The organism is Pseudomonas sp. CGJS7 (assembly GCF_036961695.1).
This window is the reverse complement of record NZ_JBAMDI010000114.1, coordinates 17,642-36,227: the sequence shown is the minus strand read 5'-3', so window position 1 is coordinate 36,227 and position 18,586 is coordinate 17,642. Positions and strand designations below refer to the sequence as shown.

The window sequence follows — 18,586 nt, the reverse complement described above, 5'->3', positions numbered from 1 at the left end:
GAACAATTTGGCCACGCCGACATTCAATGCGTAGCCGCCGACGGTCAGCACGCCGAACAAGATCGCCGCCAGCAGCATCGGCTTGGCCCCGGCCTGCTTGATCGCGCCGACCTGGGTGCGCAGGCCCAACGCCGCCATCGCCATCGCCAGCAGCACCGTGTCGAGTTGCACGATCGCCGTCTTCCACGCCGCCGGCAGCAGGTGCAGCGAGTTGATGCCGCTGACCGCGACGAACAACAGCGCGAACCACGGAATCACGATCTTCGACCTGGCCCCGCCCGCGCCCGCCGGCGCGCCCAGGCGCGCGGACAGCACCAGCAGGAACGGCGCCAGCAACATCACCCGCAGCATCTTCTCGATCACCGCCGCCGACGCCGCCGATTCGCCGACCGCGCGCCCGGCCACCACCACCTGGGCGACCTCGTGAATGGTCGAACCCGCGTACACGCCGTAAGCGTGCTCGCTCAAACCCAGGTACGGGTACAGCCACGGATACACGAACATGCCGATCGTGCCGAACACCACCACCGTGGCGACCGCGACCGACACCTTGTGCGCCTGCGCGCGCAGCACCGGCTCGGTCGCCATCACCGCGGCCGCGCCGCAGATCGCGCTGCCGGCGCCGATCAACATCGAGGTTTCGCGGTCGAGCTTGAGCCAACGCGTGCCCAGCCAGGTCGCCAGACCGAACACGCTGGCCACCACCACCACATCGATCGCCAGCCCGGCCCAGCCGATCCCGGCGATCTCCTGAAAGGTCACCCGGAACCCGTACAGCACGATGCCGGCACGCAGCAGCAGGGTCTTGCTGAAGTCCACGCCGCTGCCGACCCGCGGCGCGATCGCTGCGAAGGCGGTATTGCCGAACACGATGCCGAGCACGATCGCCAGGGTCAACGCGCTGAGCCCCGCGCCCTGCAGCGCCGGCAGCCCGGCCAGCCCCATCGCCACCGCCGCGATCGCCGCGACCAGCGCCAGACCGGGCCAGAACCCCGGTTGCCGGTGCGCGCCGGAGGGCGCGGCGGGAGCGGTCGAGGTCGGATTCAGGGCGGACACGTGGCGTACTCGGTGTGGAAACTCGGCGCCACGGTAGGCCTGCCCCATAACGGAGTCCAATACATATAATTCAAGAATCCATGAGTTGAGCTCATACCCATGAACCTGCACCTGCTGCGCGTATTCCTGACCGTGGTCGAACAGCAAGGCTTCTCGCGCGCGGCCGAGACCTTGTTCGTCAGCCAGTCGGCGGTGTCCAAGGCCGTGCGCGAACTGGAAAGCCAGCTCGACCTGCCGCTGCTGGAGCGCACCGGCGCCGACGGCAAGGCGGTGCGCGGCGGCGTCCACGGCATCGCCCTGACCGATCACGGCCGCGCCGTGTTCGAGCACGCGCGGGCGATCTTCGCCCTGGAGCGCATCGCCATCGAGGACGTGCGCGACCGGGTCGAGCTGCGCCAGGGCCGGCTGCGCATCGGCGCCAGCACCACCATCGCCGCGTACTGGCTGCCGCAGCGGCTCGGCCCGTTCGTGCGCCGGCATCCGGCCCTGGCGACCGAGCTGATCGTCGGCAACACCGAGGAAATCAGCCGCGCGGTGATCGACTGCGCGGTCGATATCGGCTTCGTCGAAGGTTCGGTCATCGATGCGCGCATCGACGCGGCGCTGTGGCGCAGCGAACCGCTGCGGCTGATCGCCTCGGCCGACAACCCGCTCGGCGCGCGCCGCCGCGCCTCGGTCGCCGAACTCGGCCGGCAGACCTGGCTGCTGCGCGAGCACGGCTCGGGCACGCGCCAGGCCGCGCAATCGCTGTTCGCCGCACGCGGCATCGAACCGGCGCGGGTGATCGAAATCGGCAGCAACGAAGCCATCGCCCGCGCGGTGGCGGCGGGCGCGGGCATCGCCCTGTTGCCGGCGACCGTGGTCGCCGACCTGATCACCATGCAGCGGGTGCGCCCGCTCGCGCTCAGCGACGAAGACGCCTTGAGCCGGCCGCTGTACCGGCTGGAACTGGTCAACCGGCCGCGCGCGCCGGCGCTACAGGCGTTTCTGGACGAAGACGAAGACGACTGACGGCCGCGCGATGCCGGTATCGGGCGCAGGGCCCGCGAGTCGTTCGCGGGTTACAGGAGTTTTTCGAACGCGGCCGCGTGCGATCCAGAGCCGTCGAAAAAAACGCCCGCCCTCCCATCGTCATTCCGGCGAAAGCCGGAACCCATTTTGATTCTCGCTCCCGCCGACTCCGACGCCGTGCGTCAACGCCTCTGACGCACGTTTGAACCGCGGCAGCGCGCCCGCGGACTTACAGCGCGTCGCCGTCGATTTCGCCGGTGCGGATGCGCACCGCGCGTTCCAGATCCCAGACGAAGATCTTGCCGTCGCCGATCTTGCCGGTGCCGGCGGCCTTCATGATCGCTTCGACCACGGTGTCGACCTGATCGTCGGTCACCGCCACTTCCAGCTTGATCTTGGGCAGGAAGTCGACCACGTACTCGGCGCCGCGATACAGCTCGGTGTGGCCCTTCTGGCGGCCGAAGCCCTTGACCTCGGTGGCGGTGATGCCGGCCACGCCGGCCTCGGCCAACGCCTCGCGCACGTCGTCGAGCTTGAACGGCTTGATCACCGCCATGACCATCTTCATTCGTCTGTCTCCGCACCGCGTGTCGATTCGCGCGCAGGATAACGCGCCGCCGGTCCGCGACCTAGCCGGACGTTCGCCCAGACCATACCGAATCGAGCCGCATCGCATCGAGCCGGCCGATCCGCGCGGGCCGATCGCCGCCGGTCGGCCAGCGTTCACACCGCCTGCGCAGCCGGCGTTGGACGATCTGTAACGCCCAATGAAGTACCGCAGCGTGCCGAGCCGAGAACGCTTGCGGGCTTCGGCGGCGGCGTGATGTAGTGACCGCGTCATCCACTTCGGACTTTTCCGACAGCGCGCCACGGCCCCGGCCGACGGTGTCGCCCCGGTCCGGCGGTCAAGCTGACCCCAACACCGGAGGAGCTTTCTCTACATGATCGACCTGAACCATATCGACGACCTCGCCCGCCGCCTCAGCTCGCTGGTCCCGCCGGGCCTGCGCGAGGGCCGCGAAGAAATGCAGCAGAACTTCAAGTCGGTCCTGCAAACCGGACTGTCCAAGCTCGACCTGGTCACCCGCGAGGAATTCGAAGTCCAGCGCGCGGTGTTGCTGCGCACGCGCGAGAAGCTCGACGAACTGCAACGCACCGTCGCCGAGCTCGAAGCCCAGCTCGACAACGCCTCCACCCCGCAACACTGAGCCCCCGCCATGAATCTGGCGCTCGTGCACAGCCGTGCGCGATCGGGGGTTCGTGCGCCGGCGGTTCGGGTCGAAGTGCACTTGAGCGGCGGTTTGCCGTGCATGTCCATCGTCGGCCTGCCCGAAGCGGCGGTGCGCGAAGCCAAGGACCGGGTCCGCGCGGCGATCCAATGCGCGCAGTTCGAATTTCCGCAGCGGCGCATCACCGTCAACCTGGCGCCGGCCGATCTGCCCAAGGACGGCGGCCGCTACGATCTGGCCATCGCCCTGGGCATCCTCGCCGCCAGCGGGCAGATTCCGCTGGAACCGTTGGCCGACTGCGAATTCCTCGGCGAACTCGGCCTGACCGGCGAGCTGCGCGCGATCGACGGGGTGTTGCCGGCCGCGCTCGCCGCCGCGCAGGCCGGCCGGCGCCTGGTGGTGCCGGTCGGCAACGGCGCCGAAGCGGCCCTGTCGGGACAGGTGGAAGCGCGCATCGGCCGCACCTTGCTGGAAGTCTGCGCGATGCTGTGCGGCCACAAATCCTTGCCGCTGGCGATGGCGCCGCCGCTGCAGCGCGCGCCGACGCCGGACATGCTCGACGTGCGCGGCCAGGCGCAGGCGCGGCGGGCGCTGGAAATCGCCGCGGCCGGCGGCCACCACCTGCTGCTGATCGGCCCGCCCGGCTGCGGCAAGACCCTGCTGGCCTCGCGTTTGCCCGGGCTGCTGCCCGAAGCCAGCGAAACCGAAGCCCTGGAAGCGGCGGCGATCGCCTCGGTCAGCCGCGGCGCGCACACACAAGGCCTGGACCCCGCGCGTTGGCGCGAACGCCCGTTCCGCGCCCCGCACCACACCGCCAGCGCGGTCGCCCTGGTCGGCGGCGGCGCCGATCCGCGCCCGGGCGAGATTTCGCTGGCGCATCAGGGCGTGCTGTTTCTCGATGAGCTGCCCGAGTGGCAACGGCAAGCGCTGGAAGTGCTGCGCGAACCGCTGGAGTCGGGCGTGGTGACGGTCTCGCGCGCCGCGCGCAGCGCCGAGTTTCCGGCGCGCTTCCAACTGGTGGCGGCGATGAACCCCTGCCCTTGCGGCTGGGCCGGCGACAGCAGCGGCCGCTGCCATTGCGCCGTCGACGCGGTGCGCCGTTACCGCACGCGCATCTCCGGGCCGTTGCTGGACCGGATCGACCTGCACATCGACGTACCGCGGCTGCCGCCGTCGGCGCTGCGCCCGGACCAACCCGGCGGCGAATGCTCGGCCGACATCCGCGCGCGGGTGACCGCGGCGCGGCAACGCCAGTTCGACCGCGCCGGCAAGACCAACGCGCAACTCACCCAGTCCGAAACCGACGCGCACTGCCGCTTGAGCGAGGCCGACAGAAAGCTGCTGGAACGCGCGGTCGACAGCCTGCAATTGTCGGCGCGGGCGATGCATCGGATTCAACGGGTGGCGCGGACCATCGCCGATCTGGCCGGGAGCGAGGCTATCGGCACCGTGCATTTGACCGAGGCCATCGGCTATCGGCGCAACGATCGCGCCAGTCGCGCGGCCTGACTACGCGCGGTGGCCAGGGACAAGCGGCAGCGACAGGCCGCCTCGCGCTTTACCCGTTAGTCCGGATCCGCAGTCTGACCATCGACGATATGCACATTGCGCTGCGCACGCGCGGCCAAGTCGCGATCGTGGGTAACGATCACGATGGTGCTGCCAGCCGCGTGGATCTCCTCCAGCAAATCCATCACCCCGCTGGCCATCTGCGAATCCAGGTTGCCGGTCGGTTCGTCCGCCAGCAACAAGCGCGGGCTGCCGGCCAGCGCGCGGGCGATCGCCGCGCGTTGCTGCTGACCGCCGGAGAGCTGCGACGGGTAGTGCTTCATGCGCGAACCCAGGCCGACCCGGGTCAGCGCGTCGGCGATGCGGCTGTGGCGTTCGGCCGCCTTCATGCCGCGATAGCACAACGGCACGTCGACGTTGTCGAACAGATTCAAATCCGGGATCAGGTTGAAGCCCTGGAAGATGAAACCGATCTTCTGGTTGCGCAGCTTGCTGCGCGCCGCGTCGCTAAGGCTGGAGACGTCTTCGCCGTCGAGCAGGTAAGTGCCCGAGGTGAAGGTCTCCAACAACCCGGCGAGATTGAGGAAGGTGGTCTTGCCCGAACCCGACGGGCCGGTCACGGCGACGAATTCGCCTTCCTTCACGTGCAGGTCCAGCGAGCGCAACGCGTGGGTTTCCACCTCCTCGGTGCGGAATACTTTGGAAACAGCGCGCATCTCGAGCATGGAGCGATTCCTTGCAAGACTGGTGATGGAAACGTCGGCGGCCGGGGTCGGCGACGACGGTTAAACCGCTCGGATCGCCGCCACCGGCGATATCGCCGATGCCCGCAGCGCCGGAGCCAGCACGGCCAACTGGCCGAGGATCCACAGCATGACCGCGCCTATCGGCATGTACCACAACGGCAGCCGCGGCAGTTCGTACACCCGCATCAGGCCCTGGTTCAAGCCGTAGGCGAGCAGCATGCCGACGACGATGCCCAGCGTGACGATGATGAAATTCTCGATCTGGAAGTAACGCAGGATGTCGCCCTGGCTGGCACCGAGCGCGCGGCGGATGCCGATCTGCTTGCGCCGCTGGGTCACCCAGAAGCTGGCCAGTCCGACGATGCCCAGCGCGGTCGTCCCCAGCAATGCGACCACCACGCCGATCAACAGGCTCACCATCACCCGCGAGCTCTTGAAATAGCTCTCGCGCAGTTCCGACACGCTGCGGCTCTGTTCCGGATCGAGCACCGCATCCGGCGCGACCTTGAGCACCGCCTGGTTGGATTCGCGCACGATCCGCGCCATCTCGCCCGGGCTGCCGCGGATCAGATATTTGCCGGCGAAATTCGAACCGGCCAGCGCCGGCACGAACACCGACCAGTCCGGATCCTCGGCTTCGCCGCCGCCCGGCTGCGACACCGACAGATGATCGATCACCCCGATCACCCGGAAGCTCGTGTCCAAGGTCCACAGCTGCTGCCCGACCGGGTTCTGCCCCGGCCAGAAGCGCTCCGCCAGGGTGCGGGTGATCAGGATCGGCGGGCTGACCGGGACGTATTGGGTCACCGGCGCGTATTCCTCCGGCGTCGGCAGGCGTCCGGACAGCAGGCGCAGGCCGAAGGCCTGGATCGCGCCGGCATCGCCGAGGTAGAAGTCGATCACCCCGCCGAAGCGCTGCTGCTCCTGATCGAGCATGACGCCGGCGCGGATCCCCGGTTCGCCGAACGGCACCGCGCTGACCGTGCTGACCGCTTGCACCCCGGCCACGCCGCGCAGAGCCTGCACCACCCGCGCGTTGAGGTCGCTGGCTTGTTTGGGATCGAAACCGGACAGCTTGAGCGTGGCCAGCGAGGTTTCGTCCACGCCGCTGTCGAGCCGCATCGCCTGCAGCCGTTGCACGACCAGGAAGCAGGCATTGCACAGCACCGCGCAGGCCAGCGATATCTGCAAGGCGATCAGGAAAGTGGCGAGGCGATGCTTGCGCAGCGCGGCAAGGACCAGATGTGTCTGCATGGCGTCCCCTACAACGTCTTCAACTGCGATGCCGGCTGAATCAGGCTCGCGCGCAACGCCGGCAACAGGCCGGTCAGCAAACTCGCGCCGACCGCCAGCGCGAAGGTCAACAAGAACATCGACACGTCCAGGTAAGCGAAATCCGCATACGGCACCGACTGACGGCGGACCAGATGCAAGCCGAGCAAGGTCAGCAGCAAACCCAGCGCGCCGCCGAGCGTGCCGATCACCGCCGACTCGATCAGGCACTGGATGAACACCGCCGCGCGGGTGGCGCCGAGCGCGCGGCGCAGCCCGGTCTCGCCGCCGTGGCGCAGGAACTTGGCCAGCAGCAGTCCGATCACGTTGGTCAGGCAGATCAACAAGAACGCGAACGCCAAGCCCGTCTGCAGCTTCACATCGCTCGGCACCACCCGATTGAAGTCCAGCCACTGCATCAGCGTGCGCAGCCGGGTGTTGTCGGCGTGCTTGATCCGGCCGAGTTGTTTCTGTTCGGCAGCGTAGTTGCGCAGGAAGCTGGCGTAATCCTGCGCCTTCCCCGCGCTGTCCAGCTGCGCCCACACCGCCACCCACGCGCAGGGCGCGTTCTCCAGGTGGCCGGGCTGTTCGGGCGTGCCCCAGCAGGTGAACGCCTGGAAGTTGCCGGCATTGACTTCCAGGCTGGCCGAGAACGGCATGAACACGTCGTCGGACTTGCCGTAGAAGCTGGAGGTGTCGCCAGCGGCGAAGCGGCCGCCGCGAACCTTGTAGAACAGCGGCGACGGCCGCCACGGCGCCAGAACGCCGACAACCCGCACGCTCGAATCGCCGACCCGCAGCGTCTGGCCGACGCTGTTGCGGCCGCCGAACAGCTTTTCGTTCAAGCTCGAAGAGATCACCACCACCCGCGAGCGCCCCGCGTCGTCGTCCTGGCTCCAGGCTTGGCCGTACTGGAACGGCACGTCGAACATCGCGAAGAAATCGGCGGTGACCGACGACATCGACAGCATCAACGACGGCAGCTGCGAATCGGGCGCACGCAGCTTGACCTGACTGTTGGTCACCATGGTCTGGCGATCGGCCCGCTTGGCGCTCCACAGATCCATCGCGGTGCGGTAGTCGAGCATGTCCAGCGGCTCGCGGCCCTTCGATTCCGGGTTGACGTCGACCTGCGGGTAATACAGGTTCTGGCTGCGGCCCGGCAGCGGATCGCCGGACAACAGATGCATCACCGTCAAGGTCGTCATGCTCGCGCCGATGCCGACGGCGATCGCCAGCACCATCAACAACGTCAGCGCTTTGTTGCGCCGGGTGTTGTGCAAAGCCACTTTCACATAATAGGCGAGCATGCCTGGAAGCACTCCTTCGGTTGGTGCGCGCCGCGCGCCGTTGCCGCGTACGGCGGATGTCCGACCGGCGATGCCCGATGCGACCGTGCGTGGCGCATACGGCTCAACACACCGCGGCGGCGTCGTGCGCCGGCTGCGCGTACGAGGCGTCTTCGCCCAGCACATGCACTTGATCGAACAGGGGACGGTATTCGTCGGCGCCGTGCATGATGATCACCAGAATCTTGCCGCGGGTGCGCCGCTGGATCTCCGCCATCGCGATCGACCGGCTGCGCACGTCCAGATTGGCCAGGGGCTCATCGAGGATGTACAGATCGGCGTCTTTCGACAGCGCCAGCGCCAGCGACAACTTCTGCTGTTGCCCCGCCGACAACTGCTCGGGGAAGGCGTCGAGAATATCCGCATCGTCGATGCCGAACAGCGTCAGCAAGCCGTCCTCCGCGCCCAGATCGCGGACCTTGATCGGCGGGAACGCCACCGGCAGGGTCACCGCGCTGATCCGTTCCGGCAGTTCGAGCTGGCCCCGCGACGGCGAGAGATACCCGGACAGGATGTTGGCCAGGGTGGTCTTGCCGGCGCCGTTCTGACCGACCACCAGCGCGCGCTTGCCGGGCTCCACCCGCATCGAGAACTCCGCGATCACCGGCTGGGCGGCGTCGTTGTAGCCGTAGCTGATCGCGCTCGCCACCACCGCGCTGCCGGTGCGGTGATACGGCGCGGTCGGCAGTTCGTCCATGAACGCCACCACCCGGCCGAGCGTGGCGGCGTGGCTGTGCAGCTCCGCCCACTGGCGGAAGATTTCGATCAGGGTCGTCGCCGAACGCCAGAACGCGTTCATGAAGGCGATGAACGACCCCAGCGTCATCTGCTTGCGGAACACGAACAGCGCGCCGACGAAGATCGAGCAGACATCGCAGATCACCATCGTCAGATCGCTGGCGCCTTGCAGCAGCTTGATCACGCGGAACTTCTTGTAGCTGGAGTCCAGCACGTCGTCCATGTTGCGGGAGAACGTGCCCAGCGTCTTCGGCGCCAGACCGAAGCTGCAGACCATCTTGAACGCGTCCACCGACTTGACCAGCGCGTCCAGCAGCGAGGCTTCCTTGGTCCGCTCGATGTTGGTCAGCCCGCGGATCTTCTTGCCCACCACCAGGCTCACCACGGTGGCGATGGGAATGATCGCCGACAAGATCAGGAACGCCTGCCAGGAAATGAAGATCAGCACCGAGACCAGGGCAAGGAAGGTCACCGCCTTGACCGCGATGGTCCGCACCAAAGTCAGCATCGGCACCACGCCGTCCTTGACGTCGGAACGGATCCGGGCGACGTAATGACCGCTGCCCTGGCGCAGCACGTCGCGGTAATCCTTGCTGAAGTAGGCGCGCAGCAGGTCGGCGCTGACCTGGCGGACGATCTTGTTGTCCAGCCGCAGCTGCCACAGCGACAGCAGGTAGATCGATACGTTGAGGGTCAGCCCCAGCGCCAGATAGCCGAGCACCAGATAGACGAAGCGGCCGAAATCCGCGCGGCTGGAGGCCTCATCGAATATCGCCTTCATCAACAGCGGGTGCAGCAAACCCTCCGCGCCGCCGACCAGGGCCGCGCACAGGGTGACGCCCGCGTACTCGGTGCGGAACTTGCCCAGGATCCTGGCGAAACCGCGCAACGCCGAAGGCTGAGGCTGGACTGCGGCTACCCCCACGACGACCTCTCGCTTCACGCGGACCGATGTTCTGCGGTATCGGCCTGAACCGGCTCAGGGCGCGATGCCGGCGGCACGGTGCGCGAATCGACGGCCGGTTCGTCGAGTTCATCCAGACAGAACTCATCCGGCGTCAGATGCGCGTGCCGATGCAGCGTCTTCATCACCCCCGCCACGCCCGTGGCGTAGTCGCAGGATATCCGGAACAGGTTCTCGCCGGGGGTCGCGTAACCGTCGTCTTTCTGGAACAGATACAGGTCCGACAGCCCCTGCAGCGGGCGCTGCGCCATCCGCAGGTATTTTTCGTCGCCCGAGTACCGGTAGGCATCGATCAGCACGTCGACGAACCCGGTCAGGCCGTAGATCAGCCCCGGGAAGCCCGAGTACTTGCGGTGCACGTCGGCCAGAATGCGGTCGAGCCGGTCCCAGCGCCCGTAGCGGATCGCGACCTTGGCGATGCCGGCGCTGCCTTGCTCGATGTAGTGCTCGTAGGTGCTCTTCTCTTCCGGGTCGCAGGCGAAGGTGTCGATGCCGGGTTCGAGCTCGAAGGCGAACGACAGATCGTAGTCGAGCGCCTTGCCGCCCAGCTCGCGCCAGCTCGCGTCGCCGAGCACCTGCGACAGGCGCAGGAAGAACAGCGCCACGCCGCTCTGGCCGTAGCCGAATCCCAGCCTGACCGCGCCGTCGTCCTGCCAATGCAGGCCTCTTTCGTCTTCGATCGCGCTCGCGGCCAGGGTCTTGGCCAAGGCGGTGGCGGCCTCCAGGTAAGCCGACTCGCCGGTGGCGCGGTACGCGGCCAGATTGGCCATGCCGACGCCGGCCATACCGTAGTAAAGCGAGTGGTGTTCGCGCAGCAGCGCGCTGGCGTTGGCGTAATCCATGAAGCGCCGGCCCGACTGCGCATCGCCGGCATCGAAGAACGCCCAGGCGATGCCGGCGGCGCCGGTGAGAAAGCCGGGCGGAATCGCGCCCGGGTCGAGCGCGGCGATTTCGGCGCGATAACGATCCAGCGCCTGCTGCGGCACGTCCACGCCGCATTTGCGCAGCGAATGGACGATGCCCGACGCGCCGAAACCGAAGCCCAGCGAATTGGTGTGGCCGCCGAACGGATCGACCGGGAACAGCGAGTACAGCTCTTCCAGCCGGTAATGGCTGGTGATGAAACCGGCCAGTTCGCGGCAGGCGTCCGCCGAGGACAGCGCCGGCGCCGATGTCCGCGCGCGATACGGCGTTTCGAACGTCGCCGGACCTTCCAGCAACGCCACCGCTTCGCTGCAGCTGAGCGCGTTCTTGGCCAGCCCCTGGATGACTTGCTGATACGGCGTGTTGGCCCAACCGATGTCGGCCACCACTTCGGGCAGGACTTCGGTGAACAGATCGTCGCGGATGTAGGCCATGGCCACGATCGGGAACATGCTGTACATCATGATCGCGGCGATCGCGTAGATGTCGTCCTGGTAGGTGCTGTCCTTCTTGCGGCCCTTGGTCGCCGAACGGAAGCCCGGGGTGTGGATGTCCTGCGGATCGTCGACCGCGGGCTGGAACGCCGCTTCCAGATCGATGATGCGCACGCTCATGCTGGCCTTGTCGACCAGGATGTTCATCGGCGACAGATCGCCGATCACCAGGCCCTTGGCGTGGATCAGATCCAGCGCCTTGAGCAGACTGACGAAGATGCCCTTGCACACGCCATAGAACGCTTCGCTGTCTTCAACGCTCGGATTGACCCGCAGCAGCGGCGTGTGCATCAGCATCACCGCACGCATGTCGTGGGCGTCCAGGCGCTCTTCGACCAGATAGAAGTTTTCCCAGTCCCAGAACGTCGCCACGAACTGCGGCGAGACGCCGGAGTCGCCGAGAATCCGCAGGATTTTTTCTTCCTGCAGCAAGCGGCTGGTGGCATCGCGGCCGTTGGCGGCCAGCTCGACGTGCGGCCGGGCTTCCTTGATCACCACCTCGATGCCGGTGGTGGTGTCGGTGGCCAGATACACGCCGCCGGTGTTGGAGAATCCCAACGCGCTGTTGACCACGAAGCGGCCCTCGTTGAGGGTCATTTCCTCGTCGTCCTGCTCGGGCTCATCGCTGGGGAACGGATCGGACACCCACGGCGGTGTTTCGAAATACGGGGCTCTGCGGTCGACGACCTCCTCGCCTTCGGGCGAGATCAGGATCGGGATCTGCCGCCCCATGTAGTCGAGCCGGTTGACCGGGATGATGCCGCCGTAGCGGTAGTACAGGCAGCGGCAATCCTTGTAGCGATTGTCCGAGAGGATGTAAGAGCCGACGTCGTCCTTGAGCGCCTGGTAGGCCAGCTCGATGAAGCGATGGAATTCTTCGTCGGTCGGCGGATACAGGGTGATGAACTTGCCCGAGCCGCCGCGGTTCCAGCGCTTGGAGGTCATCAACTTCATCGTGTTGATGTCGTTGGCGAACTTGAACGGGACCCGGTGCTCGAGCGCGAGCGTGGCGACCTTGATCAGGATGTCGCGGCAGTTACCCTCGTTCGCCGAGACATGGATCTTCCAGCCTTGCTTGGGCAGCAGGATCGGCTTGGTGCCGGGTGCGGGGGTGACATGCGACCACACGCCGGAGCGTTGCGCTTCCCAGCGTGGTTGCTGGGCCTGCAGCATCGGCTCGACCAGATCGAGCAGCTCGGCGGTGGGCTGATAGTGCGAGTAGACCGGCTCGTAGAAGCGATCGTCGGCGCCCATGAAGAACACTTTGTCGATATGACGGGCTTCGCGTAGCGATCTCTTGCGGCCGAGCATGCGCATTTCCCTATGCGAGGGCCTGAATATCGCACCGGCCCGCGTTGAATGAAGCGGATCGAGCATCGCGAGAACATCGGCGATGCCGTGTTGGGATACCGACGGTGTTGCCTTGCGCAGCGAGCCTTCGACAAACGGCTTGAGGAGAGCAGTGGCGTGCACACCACTGCTCCGGTTACCTCAAACGCTTACTCCGGCAGCTCTTGGACCGAGCCGTTGCAGCAATGGCTGGTCGAGCTGCCGGTGCTGCTGCCGAGGATGGAGTTGGTGTCGTCCAGGGCCAGGCGCTGGAGCTTCAGAACACGCTTCATAGGAATTCTCCTTTAACGTTTTGGTGACACATTGATCAGCCTTCGGACGCGAGGTCCGTCGACTGGGCCAAACCGCATTGAAGAATCCCCCCGGTGTGGCGAAGCGCTCTCCATGCAGCTTCCTGAGTAGCAAAAATGCCTTGTTTTTAGCTCGCAAAATCGATTGTCGAATTTCGCGCCATGCCCGGCATCGCTACTTGCGCAGGAACCTTTCCATGATTTTTTTTGATCGTCAAGTTACGTTGCAGCATATGGCGGCGACGTTTTTTGACACCATCGGATGCGACGAATTACGTCACCGTACTCATCCGTTTTGCTTGCGGACTGAATCAAATAAGCCAAGAAAATCAATAGATCGGCACATTAACCGTGCCACATTGCGATTGGCCCGATTCATTCTAAGACCCACGAAAAATAGCGCGATCCTGTAGCAATTAACGGCACTAACGCGACAGGCGACACGTTTGTCGTGTGATAAATCATCGGAATAAATTTGCACATTGCACGAGCGACGCCCGCTTTGTCGGCGGCCGATCGGACGCGCGAAGGCGCTCACTTCGATGGTTTGCGCGAAACGCTCGCGCCGGCGGCGATGCGCAAGCAACACCGACTCGTTCCAACGACGGTCTGTGCGATGTTTCATCGTTGATGCATTCATCGACGCATTCATCGCTCTGGCCGTTATCGGCATTAAATCGCGTTGCGATGCCGCCGCGCGCAACCACAGCGCGACGACGCGGAGCTGCATGCCGGCCAAGCGCGCCGGACCCACGAAGATCGCCGCGGCGCCGGATACGCCGCCGCTTCCTCGCCCGCGGCGGTGGGCTATAGTCGCGCCACGGCCGCGGCGGCGGGCGATCGCCACGCCGCCGGCAGTCCCTTCCGAACCTGCGCGCATGTCCGAATTCACCATCCACACGCTGCTGCAGACGCCGACGGTCGCCGTGCGCGATGTCTATTGCCCGGGCTTGTGCCGGCATATGAGCGAGGAGGAGCGCGCCGACGCAACCCAGTTGGTGTTCCCCTACCGCGGCGTGTACGTGCGCCACGTCGGCGACAACCTGACCGTGGCCGAGAACAGCCAGGTGCTGTTCTTCAACGTCGGCGAGGTCTACCGGATCAGCCACCCCATCGAAGGCGGCGACGCCAGTCTGGCGCTGACCGTGCAGGAGCCGATGCTGCGCGAACTGGCGCCCAAGGACTTGCTGCAGGACGGCGAGCCGCTGCGGTTCCGGCTGCCGCGGCTGCGGATCGACCCGCGCGCACAGGCCCTGGTGATGCTGCTGCGCCACAGCCTGCGCGAGCGCATCGCCGAGCCGCTGGAGGGCGAGAGCCTGGCGCTGACCTTGGTGACCCGCTCACTGGGCCCACGCACTGCGCACGCGGCCGGTTCCACCGCCGGGCAACAGCGACTGGTCGAGCGCGCCAAGCTGGTGCTGGCCAGCGACCTGTCGCGGCGCTGGGCGCTGGCCGAGATCGCCGCCGAAGTCGGGGTGTCGCCGGTGTATCTGACCCAGGTGTTCCAGCGCGTGGAAGGCCTGCCGCTGTATCGCTACCAGTTGCGCCTGCGCCTGGCCCGTGCCCTGGATTTGCTCGGCGAATACGAGGATTTGAGCGCGCTGAGCCAGGACCTGGGCTTCTCCAGCCACAGCCATTTCAGCGCCGCGTTCCAACAAACCTACGGGCGCTCGCCGACCGAGTTCCGCCAGTCGGCGCTGCATCGCTGAGCCGCGCCGTGCCCGGCTGAATGCGCGCCGGGCGCGATCGCTAAATTTTCCGACAGCGGCCCGCGCCGCGCGGTGGCCTACTGAGCTCGCCCAATCCAGGGCGCACAGGAGAGACCATCATGGCCGAGAAAACTTGCGCGGCGTGCGACTGCCCGCTCGACGACAATTCCTTCCAGGTTCGGATCGGCGGCAAGACCGTCGAGGTGTGCTGCGACGAATGCGCGCAGAAGCTCAACGAAGCCTACGCATCGGCCGCCGCGCCGGAGAAGGGCTGAACCATGGACGGCAACGGTTTCAATAACGACGCGCCGGCGTTCGCCCGCGGCAGCGTGAGCACCCCGTCCGGACGCATCGCTTATCGCGAACGCGGCGAGGGTCCGGTGGCCTTGTTCGTGCACGGGGTGCTGTTGAACGGGCATCTGTGGCGGCATCAGTTGGCGGGATTGTCCGATGCCCGGCGCTGCATCGCGGTGGACTTGCTCGCTCACGGCGATACCGAGATCGCGCCCGACCAAGACGTATCGGTGACCGCCAACGCGCAGATGCTGGTCGAGTTTCTCGACGCGCTGGGCATCGACCGGGTCGACCTGGTCGGCAACGACAGCGGCGGCGGAGTCGCCCAGATCTTCGCCGCCTTGCATTCGCAACGGGTGCGCAGCCTGGTGCTGACCAATTGCGATACCCACGACAACTGGCCGCCAGAAGCGTTCAAACCGTTCCTGGCGATGGCGGCGGCCGGCGGCTTGGGCGATACGCTGCAAGCCATGCAGGCCGACAAGAACGTGTACCGCTCGCCGCAGGCGCTGGGACCGGCTTACGAACGGCCGGAGCAACTCGCCGACGCGACCATCGATACCTATCTGCTGCCGTTGCTGCGCAGCGAGCAGCGTTTGGCCGACTTCCGCCGGTTCCTGGCCGAGTTCGATCCGGCCCACACCTTGCGGATCGAGCCGCAGCTGAAAGCCTTGCGCGCGCCGACCCTGATCGCCTGGGGCACCGATGACGTCTACTTCGATCTGAAGTGGTCGCACTGGCTGGCCGATGCGATCCCCGGCACGCGCAAACGCGTCGAACTGGAAGGCGCGCGGATCTTTTTCCCGGAAGAACGCTGGAGCGAGTTCAACCCGCTGGTGCGCGAGCACTGGCAGGCCAGCGCCTGAGATCGACTGCGCGCATCCGACCGCCGTGGCGCAGCCGGCCGCCACGCCGAACGATCAGCGCCCGCGAGACTGCAACAACGCCAACGCGTCGTGCGCGAGTTTGGACGTCAGCTCGCGTGCGGACAGCGAGTGCGCCGCCCGCGCCTGCCCCGACCACAACGGCATGAACCCGTCGGCGCCGACGGTTTCGGCCTTGGCCCGCAGCGGCGCCAGCGCCCCGCCCGCGAGCGGAAACGCCGGCGCCAGCGCCGAGATCGGTCCGACCTCGCGCATCAGGCGATTGACGATGCCGCGCGCGGGACGGCCGGTGAACACATTGGTCAGCGCGGTGTCATCGCCCTGCCCGGCCAGCAGCGCTTGCCGGTGCAGCGGCGAGATCTTCGCCTCCGGGCAATACAGGTACGCAGTACCGATCTGCACCGCGGCGGCGCCCAAGGCGAACGCGGCAGCGATGCCGCGCGCGTCGAAAATGCCGCCGGCGGCGATCACCGGCACCCGCACCGCGTCGGCCACTCGCGGCAGCAGCGCGAACAACCCGGTTTGGGTCGACACCTCATCGCGCAGGAAAACACCGCGGTGGCCGCCGGCCTCGGCGCCTTGGGCGATGATCGCGTCGCAGCCGCGCTGCTCCAGCCACAGCGCTTCTTCCACGCTGGTCGCCGAGGACACGATGCGCGCGCCGCTGGCGCGGACCCGATCGAGCAAGCCCGCCTCGGGCAGGCCGAAATGGAAGCTCACCACCCGCGGCTTGAGTTCCTCGACCAGTTCGCACCAGGCCGGATCGAACGGCGCGCGCGAGCTCGCCGCAACCGGCATCGCCGGGTCGAGCCCGTACTCGCGGTAGTAACCGGCCAGACGTTCGCGCCAGGCGTGCTCGCGCGCGGGGTCGTCTTGCGGCGGCCGATGGCAGAAGAAATTGAGATTCAATGGCGCGTCGCTGGCGGCGGCGCGGAACGCCGCGTATTGCTCGCGCACTTGTTGCGGGGTCAGCATCGCGCACGGCAGCGAACCCAATGCGCCGGCCTGGGCCGCGCCGATCGCCAGCTCCGCCAGTTGGGCGCCGGCCATCGGCGCTTGCACGATCGGCAGCGCGACTGCGAACAGATCCTGGATACGGCGGTCGGGCCACATGACATCGCTTCCTGAATTGGACGAAAGAAACCGGCTCGCGGCGAGGCAAGCACACGCGCCATCGAAGCCAAGCATGCCAGCGGACCACGCGGTCGATATTGACGCGGTTCGCCGCCTGGCCTTGCCGTGCGCCGCCGGCGCCTAATCTTGTCCGGCCTCGCCGATACGGGTCCACACCGCGCCGGCCGGATCGAACTCGGCGGTGCGCATGCGTTCGGCGCGCCAACCGAAGCCGCAGATCGCCAACGGCCCTTCGACCAACGGATCCAGGCCGAAGGCGCGCTCGATATCGACCTCGTTGATCGCCGAGGTCACGAACGCGCCCAGTTCCAGCTCGGTCGCGCTCAGGTACAGCGTCTGCGACAGATGGCCGACGTCCAGCACTAGCGCGCGGTAGGCCTTGGCATGGTCGCGGTACTTCCAGAAGCTGCGCGCGTAACGCGGCGCCAGCACCGCCAGCACCGGCGCGTCGGCGAACCAGTGCTGGCCGGCCAGGGCCAGCGCGGCGAATTCGGCCAGCGGCTGCGACGGCGGCGGCATCGGTTCCAGCGCGTGTTCGGTGGGATGGTAGTGATACAAGCCCGCGGCCACGCCTTCGACGTTCTGCACGATCAAATAGGCCTCGGTAGCGTGCAGGCCGCCGCCGGACGGGGTGAGCTTCTTCAGAAAGACGGTGTCGTCCTGCACCCGCACCTGCGCGCGCGCGGCGAACACCCGCTGCAGCATCCGCGCGAACAGCGCTTGCGGCAGCGCGCGCGCGCCGTCGAAGTTGCGGCAGGTGGCGCGGCGCGCGAGCAGGCGCTCGAACTCGCCGTCCTCCGCCCGCGGCAAGGCTTGGCGCTGCTGCGGTGCGCACCGCTCGACCACGTGCGGCGGCGGCGCGCCGAGCTTTTTCCGGATCTCGGCGGCGGTGCTCATCTGTCCGGCTTCCATCGCCGCGGCGCTGTCCATCCCCTGCCAACGCCCGAAGCGATGGGCGATCGCCGCGGCCGGCCACCAGTAGGCGCCGCGCACGGCTTCGTCGCGTTCGCGCTGGGCGGCGTAGGCCGGCTGGTCTTGGGCGATCAGCAGGCCGAGTTCGAGCAGGCGGTCGATCGCGGCGAGGTCGAGCGCCCGCTCGTGCTCGTGTTCGTGCTCTGGCAACTCATCGCGCTCGCACCAGGCGACCGGGCCGATCCGCCCGAGCCATTCGCGCTGGCGCGCGTCGACTTCGACCTCGCCATCCAGATGCGCGGTCACCGCCAGCCAGCGCCGGCTGCGACGCAACCCTGCGCCGCCGTCGAGCAGCGAATTCAGATCGAAGGCGACCTCTTCGCGCGGCTCCAGATACACGATCGCGCAACGACGGATTCGCATTCAGTTTTTCCTTGCCGACCGATGGGCCGGCCCGTGGGCCGACGCTGAGCACGCGGCACGCGACTGGCGCGGACCGCAACGCCGTTCAGGATAACGCGGCGCGGATGGCGCGAACGGCGTTCGGATCGGCGTGTACACGTCCACTAAATGCCTTTTGGGTGCCATGGCGACGAACCCTTGGCGCAGCCATGATCATCCTCGATGTCGGCCGCGAACATTCGCGGTCACCGCGCTGACCTGTTTCGCGTGGTTGTCTCGTTAACCCCTCAGGGTTAGATTCGACGTTCGTCACGCCCCG

At 67.0% G+C, this 18,586-nt stretch carries 18 protein-coding genes; 7 read left to right on the top strand and 11 right to left on the bottom strand.

What is annotated here, in order from left to right; all coding sequences use genetic code 11:
• Nucleotides 1–1,056, bottom strand: a 1,056-nt coding sequence (locus V7787_RS41260; RefSeq protein WP_442965355.1) for a YeiH family protein, incomplete at its 3' end; no start/stop codon positions are given.
• A 99-nt stretch (nucleotides 1,057–1,155) separates the two neighbouring features.
• Between V7787_RS41260 and V7787_RS41255 the strand changes: the two genes are divergently transcribed.
• The gene (locus V7787_RS41255; protein WP_336093369.1) at nucleotides 1,156–2,067 is read left to right on the top strand and encodes a LysR substrate-binding domain-containing protein; all 912 of its coding nucleotides are present in this window, start codon (nucleotides 1,156–1,158) and stop codon (nucleotides 2,065–2,067) included.
• 229 nt (nucleotides 2,068–2,296) lie between these two features.
• Here the strand turns inward: V7787_RS41255 and V7787_RS41250 are convergent, their stop codons facing one another.
• Entirely contained in the window at nucleotides 2,297–2,635 is a 339-nt protein-coding gene (locus V7787_RS41250; RefSeq protein WP_336093367.1) for a P-II family nitrogen regulator, read from the bottom strand.
• On the opposite strand from V7787_RS41250, the gene V7787_RS41245 reads away from it, so the two are divergent.
• From V7787_RS41245 to V7787_RS41235, 3 genes are all read left to right on the top strand, one after another.
• Nucleotides 2,622–2,828 (top strand): hypothetical protein, encoded by a 207-nt coding sequence (locus V7787_RS41245; protein ID WP_336093366.1) that lies wholly within the window; start codon nucleotides 2,622–2,624, stop codon nucleotides 2,826–2,828. The two genes, V7787_RS41250 and V7787_RS41245, sit on opposite strands and share 14 nt — an antisense overlap.
• Nucleotides 2,829–3,008: 180 nt before the next feature.
• Nucleotides 3,009–3,275: a ubiquinone biosynthesis accessory factor UbiK gene (ubiK, locus tag V7787_RS41240; protein ID WP_336093365.1), complete on the top strand. Its 267-nt coding sequence runs from the start codon at nucleotides 3,009–3,011 to the stop codon at nucleotides 3,273–3,275.
• 9 nt (nucleotides 3,276–3,284) lie between these two features.
• Nucleotides 3,285–4,805, top strand: coding sequence for a YifB family Mg chelatase-like AAA ATPase (locus V7787_RS41235; protein ID WP_336093364.1), 1,521 nt, complete (start codon nucleotides 3,285–3,287; stop codon nucleotides 4,803–4,805).
• A gap of 56 nt (nucleotides 4,806–4,861) precedes the next feature.
• Here V7787_RS41235 and V7787_RS41230 read toward each other — a convergent pair whose 3' ends face one another.
• From V7787_RS41230 to V7787_RS41200, 7 genes are all read right to left on the bottom strand, one after another.
• A complete protein-coding gene (locus tag V7787_RS41230) occupies nucleotides 4,862–5,530 on the bottom strand; it encodes an ABC transporter ATP-binding protein (protein ID WP_336093362.1) in 669 nt (222 codons plus the stop codon).
• Between the two features lie 60 nt (nucleotides 5,531–5,590).
• Nucleotides 5,591–6,805 (bottom strand): ABC transporter permease, encoded by a 1,215-nt coding sequence (locus V7787_RS41225; RefSeq protein WP_336093359.1) that lies wholly within the window; start codon nucleotides 6,803–6,805, stop codon nucleotides 5,591–5,593.
• A gap of 8 nt (nucleotides 6,806–6,813) precedes the next feature.
• Entirely contained in the window at nucleotides 6,814–8,133 is a 1,320-nt protein-coding gene (locus V7787_RS41220) for an ABC transporter permease (protein ID WP_336093357.1), read from the bottom strand.
• A gap of 103 nt (nucleotides 8,134–8,236) precedes the next feature.
• Nucleotides 8,237–9,835, bottom strand: a complete 1,599-nt coding sequence (locus V7787_RS41215; protein WP_336093355.1) for an ABC transporter ATP-binding protein — start codon at nucleotides 9,833–9,835, stop codon at nucleotides 8,237–8,239.
• 14 nt (nucleotides 9,836–9,849) lie between these two features.
• Nucleotides 9,850–12,603 (bottom strand): class III lanthionine synthetase LanKC, encoded by a 2,754-nt coding sequence (gene lanKC, locus V7787_RS41210; protein WP_336093353.1) that lies wholly within the window; start codon nucleotides 12,601–12,603, stop codon nucleotides 9,850–9,852.
• A gap of 188 nt (nucleotides 12,604–12,791) precedes the next feature.
• Nucleotides 12,792–12,914 (bottom strand): class III lanthipeptide, encoded by a 123-nt coding sequence (locus V7787_RS41205; protein WP_336093352.1) that lies wholly within the window; start codon nucleotides 12,912–12,914, stop codon nucleotides 12,792–12,794.
• 304 nt (nucleotides 12,915–13,218) lie between these two features.
• Entirely contained in the window at nucleotides 13,219–13,812 is a 594-nt protein-coding gene (locus tag V7787_RS41200; protein WP_336093351.1) for a hypothetical protein, read from the bottom strand.
• Here V7787_RS41200 and V7787_RS41195 point away from each other — a divergent pair.
• The 3 genes from V7787_RS41195 (at nucleotide 13,811) to V7787_RS41185 (ending at nucleotide 15,801) form a co-directional block, all read left to right on the top strand.
• Nucleotides 13,811–14,641, top strand: a complete 831-nt coding sequence (locus tag V7787_RS41195) for a helix-turn-helix transcriptional regulator (RefSeq protein ID WP_336093350.1) — start codon at nucleotides 13,811–13,813, stop codon at nucleotides 14,639–14,641. The genes V7787_RS41200 and V7787_RS41195 overlap by 2 nt on opposite strands.
• Nucleotides 14,642–14,760: 119 nt before the next feature.
• A complete protein-coding gene (locus V7787_RS41190) occupies nucleotides 14,761–14,916 on the top strand; it encodes a hypothetical protein (protein WP_336093349.1) in 156 nt (51 codons plus the stop codon).
• A 3-nt stretch (nucleotides 14,917–14,919) separates the two neighbouring features.
• The gene (locus V7787_RS41185) at nucleotides 14,920–15,801 is read left to right on the top strand and encodes an alpha/beta fold hydrolase (protein WP_336093348.1); all 882 of its coding nucleotides are present in this window, start codon (nucleotides 14,920–14,922) and stop codon (nucleotides 15,799–15,801) included.
• A 54-nt stretch (nucleotides 15,802–15,855) separates the two neighbouring features.
• Here the strand turns inward: V7787_RS41185 and V7787_RS41180 are convergent, their stop codons facing one another.
• Complete coding sequence (locus V7787_RS41180; protein ID WP_336093347.1) at nucleotides 15,856–16,932, bottom strand: NAD(P)H-dependent flavin oxidoreductase; 1,077 nt, start codon at nucleotides 16,930–16,932, stop codon at nucleotides 15,856–15,858.
• Between the two features lie 141 nt (nucleotides 16,933–17,073).
• Nucleotides 17,074–18,288: a putative peptide maturation dehydrogenase gene (locus V7787_RS41175; RefSeq protein WP_336093345.1), complete on the bottom strand. Its 1,215-nt coding sequence runs from the start codon at nucleotides 18,286–18,288 to the stop codon at nucleotides 17,074–17,076.
• Between the last annotated feature and the right edge of the window lie 298 nt (nucleotides 18,289–18,586).

Excerpts from the sequence above, each read along its gene's own strand:
- V7787_RS41255 (WP_336093369.1), top strand. The coding sequence starts at position 1,156 with ATGAACCTGCACCTGCTGCGCGTATTCCTGACCGTGGTCGAACAGCAA.
- V7787_RS41245 (WP_336093366.1), top strand. The coding sequence starts at position 2,622 with ATGACCATCTTCATTCGTCTGTCTCCGCACCGCGTGTCGATTCGCGCG.
- V7787_RS41250 (WP_336093367.1), bottom strand. The coding sequence starts at position 2,635 with ATGAAGATGGTCATGGCGGTGATCAAGCCGTTCAAGCTCGACGACGTG.
- ubiK (WP_336093365.1), top strand. The coding sequence starts at position 3,009 with ATGATCGACCTGAACCATATCGACGACCTCGCCCGCCGCCTCAGCTCG.
- V7787_RS41235 (WP_336093364.1), top strand. The coding sequence starts at position 3,285 with ATGAATCTGGCGCTCGTGCACAGCCGTGCGCGATCGGGGGTTCGTGCG.
- V7787_RS41230 (WP_336093362.1), bottom strand. The coding sequence starts at position 5,530 with ATGCTCGAGATGCGCGCTGTTTCCAAAGTATTCCGCACCGAGGAGGTG.
- V7787_RS41225 (WP_336093359.1), bottom strand. The coding sequence starts at position 6,805 with ATGCAGACACATCTGGTCCTTGCCGCGCTGCGCAAGCATCGCCTCGCC.
- V7787_RS41220 (WP_336093357.1), bottom strand. The coding sequence starts at position 8,133 with ATGCTCGCCTATTATGTGAAAGTGGCTTTGCACAACACCCGGCGCAAC.
- lanKC (WP_336093353.1), bottom strand. The coding sequence starts at position 12,603 with ATGCTCGGCCGCAAGAGATCGCTACGCGAAGCCCGTCATATCGACAAA.
- V7787_RS41205 (WP_336093352.1), bottom strand. The coding sequence starts at position 12,914 with ATGAAGCGTGTTCTGAAGCTCCAGCGCCTGGCCCTGGACGACACCAAC.
- V7787_RS41195 (WP_336093350.1), top strand. The coding sequence starts at position 13,811 with ATGTCCGAATTCACCATCCACACGCTGCTGCAGACGCCGACGGTCGCC.
- V7787_RS41200 (WP_336093351.1), bottom strand. The coding sequence starts at position 13,812 with ATGCGCGCAGGTTCGGAAGGGACTGCCGGCGGCGTGGCGATCGCCCGC.
- V7787_RS41190 (WP_336093349.1), top strand. The coding sequence starts at position 14,761 with ATGGCCGAGAAAACTTGCGCGGCGTGCGACTGCCCGCTCGACGACAAT.
- V7787_RS41185 (WP_336093348.1), top strand. The coding sequence starts at position 14,920 with ATGGACGGCAACGGTTTCAATAACGACGCGCCGGCGTTCGCCCGCGGC.
- V7787_RS41180 (WP_336093347.1), bottom strand. The coding sequence starts at position 16,932 with ATGTGGCCCGACCGCCGTATCCAGGATCTGTTCGCAGTCGCGCTGCCG.
- V7787_RS41175 (WP_336093345.1), bottom strand. The coding sequence starts at position 18,288 with ATGCGAATCCGTCGTTGCGCGATCGTGTATCTGGAGCCGCGCGAAGAG.